At 45.9% G+C, this 5,688-nt stretch carries 7 protein-coding genes; 5 read left to right on the top strand and 2 right to left on the bottom strand.

Annotated features, from left to right (window positions below):
* Positions 1-166 precede the first annotated feature (166 nt).
* Both H6F92_RS04870 and H6F92_RS04865 read right to left on the bottom strand, forming a co-directional pair.
* A complete protein-coding gene (locus tag H6F92_RS04870; RefSeq protein ID WP_190356980.1) occupies positions 167-379 on the bottom strand; it encodes a ketohydroxyglutarate aldolase in 213 nt (70 codons plus the stop codon).
* 156 nt (positions 380-535) lie between these two features.
* Positions 536-1,813 (bottom strand): S8 family serine peptidase, encoded by a 1,278-nt coding sequence (locus H6F92_RS04865; RefSeq protein ID WP_190356979.1) that lies wholly within the window; start codon positions 1,811-1,813, stop codon positions 536-538.
* 620 nt (positions 1,814-2,433) lie between these two features.
* Here H6F92_RS04865 and bchM point away from each other — a divergent pair.
* From bchM to H6F92_RS04840, 5 genes are all read left to right on the top strand, one after another.
* The gene (gene bchM / locus H6F92_RS04860) at positions 2,434-3,126 is read left to right on the top strand and encodes a magnesium protoporphyrin IX methyltransferase (protein WP_190356978.1); all 693 of its coding nucleotides are present in this window, start codon (positions 2,434-2,436) and stop codon (positions 3,124-3,126) included.
* 3 nt (positions 3,127-3,129) lie between these two features.
* A complete protein-coding gene (gene panB / locus H6F92_RS04855) occupies positions 3,130-3,897 on the top strand; it encodes a 3-methyl-2-oxobutanoate hydroxymethyltransferase (RefSeq protein WP_002734057.1) in 768 nt (255 codons plus the stop codon).
* The gene (gene msrA / locus H6F92_RS04850) at positions 3,890-4,408 is read left to right on the top strand and encodes a peptide-methionine (S)-S-oxide reductase MsrA (RefSeq protein ID WP_190356977.1); all 519 of its coding nucleotides are present in this window, start codon (positions 3,890-3,892) and stop codon (positions 4,406-4,408) included. Before panB ends, msrA begins: the two co-directional genes overlap by 8 nt.
* Before the next feature lie 27 nt (positions 4,409-4,435).
* On the top strand, positions 4,436-4,744 hold the full coding sequence (locus tag H6F92_RS04845; RefSeq protein ID WP_002732196.1) for a carbon dioxide-concentrating mechanism protein CcmK: 309 nt from the start codon (positions 4,436-4,438) through the stop codon (positions 4,742-4,744).
* 104 nt (positions 4,745-4,848) lie between these two features.
* Positions 4,849-5,196 carry a carbon dioxide-concentrating mechanism protein CcmK gene (locus tag H6F92_RS04840; protein ID WP_008200430.1) on the top strand — a complete coding sequence of 116 codons (348 nt, stop codon included), beginning with the start codon at positions 4,849-4,851 and terminating at the stop codon, positions 5,194-5,196.
* Positions 5,197-5,688: the final 492 nt, after the last annotated feature.

Raw genomic sequence — 5,688 nt, 5'->3', positions numbered from 1 at the left:
AAGCTTATTAAAAGAATGAGTTATGGATTTACCAATTTTGAACATCTTCGACTTAAGCTGTTTGCTTGCTTTAATTCATAACAAAAATTAACACACGAAAACCAGAAGAGCCGTTAAACTTATCACACAGAGCCTAGAAGAGCCAATTTTTTAGATAGTCAACAGCTTATATAGCCCACATTTCCTTATCTTCCTCCACATCGAGAACTCCCTGGACTGCCTTTAAAGAGGGAATCAGCGATCGAGGGGCTGAACCAGTAATAATGCCGGAAACCGATAATATATTATCTACTGTCATGCCCAGGGATTGTAAATTATTGGCCACTATCTGAATATCGGCTAAATGCTGTTCATCGATCGTCACGATAATCTTTTCCATGGCTATTAATGAAAGTAAAAAGATGAGCAGGAGTCGAGAAGGGGGGGCCGGGGAGATGGGAAGTAGGGAGATAGGGGAGAAGGGAGAGGGGAGACGGGGGAGAATAAATAAAAATAATCCCCTGACTCCCGACTCCTAACTCCTGAATACTGACTGCTAAGGCGCTTGAACCAGTCCACTACCCACATCAACGGTGGGAATAGACAGTCGCAAGGCTTTCGAGGTGAGTAACTGCCAGAGTTGCGCCCCGCGCACCCCCGAAGCTTGAGCGTGGAGGGCTGCAATTCCAGCCACATGGGGGGTAGCCATGCTGGTGCCGTTAAAAACGTCGTAACGTCGGGGCATCGGGACAGAAGAATAGATCGCCACCCCGGGACCAGCGATATCTACGTTAGCACCTTGGGCAGTACCAGAACCACAGGAAAAAGAGGCTAATCGCAGATTACTATCGATCGCCGCCACGGCCATAATTGAGGGACTATTAGCCGGTTGACCCACCGTACCAGGTCGGTGATTGCCGGCTGCGGCGATAATCAAACAACCATTTTGCAAAGCGCGACGACCGATAGTTTCGTAGGCAGTGGAGGGGGTTGAAACTGTATTGCCTAAGGACATAGAAATCACCGCACAGCGACTGGCGATCGCCCATTCCATGCCGGCGAGGATCCAACTTTGGGAACCACTGCCAGCATTACTGAGAACCTTGCCCGCATAAATGGTAGCTTCGTAGGCGACCCCGTAGCGGCGACCGTTGACATCTTTAAATCCGCAAGCGGTGCCGATACAGTGAGTGCCGTGACCTTGACCGTCCTGCACCGCTTCTCCTGGTACAAAAGACTGACTTTGGATCGATCGTCCAAAAAAGTCGGGATGGTTCAAATCCATACCTGTATCTAATACAGCCACATTAATACCGCGACCACCACCACAGGAGTTAATTACTTTCGTGGCTTTTAATCCCCAAGTGGATTGGGCATCATCGCGAAAGGCTAGGGCTGCCAGTTCCTTGTCCCCCAGTTCTTGTTCGGCCTTGGACTGTTCATAAAGATGATTGACGGCATCGCGATAACCCTTGAGGTATTCCGAGGATAAACCCTCCTCGATCGCATAGTAAATTCGTTCGGGTTCGATCGCTAAAATTGCCGAACCTCCCCCCGCTATGTTCATGACACCGCTCAAGGCTAAGTCATCCATAGAAACCACTGCCACTCCCAAAGTCGGAAAGGTTCCCCCTCCCGCCGCATCTAGCTCTGAACTGTCCATGGCCGAATCGGCAAAATCCCGGGCATCGGGCAAGGCAGATATCCCCGCCACATCTCGCAGAGCGGCGATTCCTTCTGGGGTTGCTCCATCTTGGAAAGTAACAATATATCGCCCTGTGGTTTCCTCATTTGAGGCAGTCCTGGGGATGGGAAAACTCGCTTGTCCAGACATAAAAAATACCTCCAAAAAATGCACATTTTAGCTAATACAATCACGGAAAAATGGCTTAACACCAGCCCTTTTTCTGAAAATTTTTCAATCATTAACCACTGGTCTAACCATCCTTTAATTGTTCAGGATAGTTCAATAAAATTAGAGATGAGTTAGTTAATTAACTACCCTCAAAATGTTCACGGTTTGGGAAACCATTTTCCTAAGCTCACTCCAGTCTCTAAGTACCGTTTTTTCAGAACTCCAGCCCGATTGGTGTTAAATTTTGTCTATCAATTCGGGCTCTGGGAAACAACGGAACTAGGTTAGGGAATGTCAATTAATTTTCTATGTACTTAGACTTAAACCGATAATATAAGTTTAAAACCCTAACCTTATATTTAATCGTTATTAAGCTATGGTTTGCTCACTGCAATCAGCCTAGCATTACCTCAAGGATTTTGCTCAAAAAATTTACAAATCTTTGACAATCCTTGGCAGTACGGGGGAACAAAATAATACTTATGTTCTAATGATGTCTCTGAATGATTCAGTCGGAAAACTGGCTTTCACGGTAGGATAAACTAATAACCATCTCCGCTCTTCGGCATAGCTCAGAGACCACTCGTTTATATTTCCTTATGACCAACACATTAGACGATAAAGCCATAGTCAAGGACTATTTTAACGCCACAGGATTCGATCGCTGGCGCCGGATTTATGGGGATGGCGAAGTTAACAAAGTACAAAAAGATATTCGCATCGGTCATCAACAGACGATCGATACCGTTATCGGTTGGTTAGAAAATGATGACAATTTGCCTAATCTCTCGATCTGTGATGCTGGTTGTGGAGTCGGTAGTCTTAGTATTCCCCTCGCTCAAGCGGGCGCAACTATTTTCGCCAGTGATATTTCTGAGAAAATGGTGACAGAAGCCAAGGAAAGAGCGGCCAAAGAGTTAGCAGATACCAGTAAACTCACCTTTGCCGTTCAAGATTTAGAAGCATTAACCGGCCAATATCACACAGTCATCTGTCTTGATGTTCTCATTCACTATCCCACAGAAGAAGCATTAGGCATGATTAAACACTTGGGAACCCTAGCTCAATCCCGTTTAATCCTCAGTTTTGCCCCTAAAACCTGTTTATTAACCATTCTCAAGAAAATTGGTCAATTTTTCCCCGGTCCGAGTAAAACCACTCGTGCCTATCAACACAAGGAAAAAACTATTGTCGCCGCTTTAAACGAAAATGGCTTTAAAATCGAACGGACGAGTATGACTAGCACTCGTTTCTATTTTTCCCGTATCCTCGAAGCTGTCCGCAGTGAATAAAGAATGGCAGTCACCACCAGCAAATTAATCGAGTGGAAACAGCAAAAACGCGCGATTGTTACCCTCACAGCTTGGGATTATCCGATCGCGCGACTGCTCGATCGGGCAGGAATTGATATTATCTTGGTGGGTGATTCCTTAGCTATGACCGCTTTGGGCTATCCTACCACTTTACCGATCACCCTAGAGGCGATGATTCACCATGCGGCGGCCGTGTCTCGTGGGGTAAAACAAGCTTTAGTTGTCTGTGATTTGCCTTTTCTCAGCTATCAGGAAAGTGTCAGTCAGGCAATTCACTCCGCAGGAAGAATGTTAAAAGAAGCGGGAGTGCAAGGGGTAAAATTAGAGGGAGGTTATCCCGCTATGATCGAGACTATTAGCCGTTTAACCGAGATAGGCATCCCTGTTATGGGTCATATCGGATTAACTCCCCAGTCGGTGCATCGCTTAGGATACCGTCAGCAGGGAAAAACTCCATCGGATGCACAAAGATTAATCGAGGAAGCTTTAGCTTTGGAGAAAGCGGGAGTATTTGCCCTGGTTTTGGAACATATTCCCGCCAATTTAGCCGCTACTATTACCGATAAATTGACTATCCCGACGATTGGTATCGGTGCGGGGGAAGATTGTGATGGTCAGGTGTTGGTAACGGCGGATATCCTAGGATTAACCGAAAAAGCTCCCCCTTTTGCCAAAGTTTATGCTAATTTAAGCGAAACAATTACAAAAGCAGTGGTGGAATTTGCCAAGGATGTGAGGAGAAATGAATAACGGCGAAAAAGCTACCTTTGGGGCCGGCTGTTTTTGGAAAACCGAGGACGCATTTCGGCGTTTACCTGGTGTTTTAGCGACTTCTGTGGGTTATATGGGGGGAAATTTCCCCAATCCTAGTTATCTCGATGTGTTATCGCGAATTACCGGTCATGCGGAAGTGGCACAAATTGCCTATAATCCCCAAGAGATAAGCTACGAGGCGTTATTAGCCGTTTTTTGGTCAATCCATGATCCGACTCAGTTAAATCGCCAAGGACCGGACCGGGGAGAACAATATCGATCGATTATTTTTTATCACACCCCGGAACAAAAGTTAATCGCCACTGCTGGCAAGCGTCAACTACAACTATCGGCAAAGTTTCAGCAGGATATCGTTACTTTGATCGAACCCGCAGGAGATTATTATCTGGCCGATCAGTCCCATCAACAGTATTTGGAGAAAAAACAGGCTCGATCGGTCGAGGATTTGCAGAAGAAAATATCAAGACAGGTTCGGGGTATAATGTAAAGTTGCTTTCGCAGGAGATCAGGAAAAATGCCCGAGGCGGTCGGAGTCATTCAAACGTTGGGTTTTCCCCCCGTTTTAGCGGCGGCGGATGCCATGGTTAAAGGGGGACGAGTCACCCTAGTTTATTTTGATCTAGCGGAAAGGGGCGAATTTTTAGTGGCGATTCGCGGTCCGATTTCCGAGGTTAAACCGGCAGTAGAGGCCGGATTAGCGGCGGCCATGACCGCTTTTGGTGGTAATGTGGTCAGTCATTACATCGTACCGAATCCTCCAGAAAATGTCCTGGCGGTTTTACCAGTGCAGCATACGCCTAAGTCGGACCGTTTTCGCAGTTAATTTCCCTAGGGATTGGCCCCAAACTAGACTATAGTTAAAGACTGGAAAATAGATTGGATTCTATCAATTGAACTTGTCTGATTTTTGTTATTAGGAGTTAATTTATGACAGCCCAACCCGCGGTGGGATCGATCGAGACCAAAGGTTTCCCCGGTATTCTAGCGGCCGCCGATGCGATGGTAAAAGCAGGACGGATCACGATTGTTGGTTATTTAAGGGCAGGAAGCGCCCGTTTTACCCTCAATATTCGTGGGGATGTACAGGAGGTAAAAACCGCTATGGCTGCCGGCATTGAAGCCGTCAATAAAACCGAGGGGGCAGCTTTAGAAACCTGGGTAATTATTCCCCGTCCTCACGATAACGTGGTGGCTATTTTACCGATCGATTATAGCGAGGCAGTGGAACCTTTTCGCGCCGCCGCCGACGGTGCGATCGCTCCAATCCGTCGTTAATATTCAAGGTCAATTTTTGGTGATCGGTTGGAATTTGTCTAGTTTCAACTCGGTTTTTATTGATGTTCGCCCCTGCCTTTAGGCGAGGGCATTCTTCATTCAACGAGTCTCCGCAAGAGGGCAGCATTTCTCCAACTAACCAAGAGGGAATCTCTCCGCAAGCGTGAGTTTAGCTGCCCCCCCAACCTACCTAGGGTTGATTCATTTAAATTAAGTACAGCGGATTTTGAGTCAATAAATTTGAATGAAAATTCTCAAGTTTATCTTTTTCTAATCAAAAGAGTTAGTGACAATAACTAATCTTTAATCTTCTGCCAATATTTATTATGAATAGATTGATAAAGCCTGTTCCCAAGCCACTAAAAGCCTATCTCTCTTGAAATTTTCTGAGAGTACATCCTGTTAATTTAGCTAATTTTTCTGCTTCTTACGTCGATAAAACTATCAGTTTTTCCCAACGTTCAGCTAACCACCTCTGTCCCTCTGTTATTG

It is taken from the genome of Microcystis wesenbergii FACHB-1317 (assembly GCF_014696875.1).
GTDB lineage: Bacteria > Cyanobacteriota > Cyanobacteriia > Cyanobacteriales > Microcystaceae > Microcystis > Microcystis wesenbergii_A.
The sequence above is the reverse complement of the archived record's forward strand: the minus strand, read 5'-3'. Positions and strand labels throughout refer to the sequence as shown.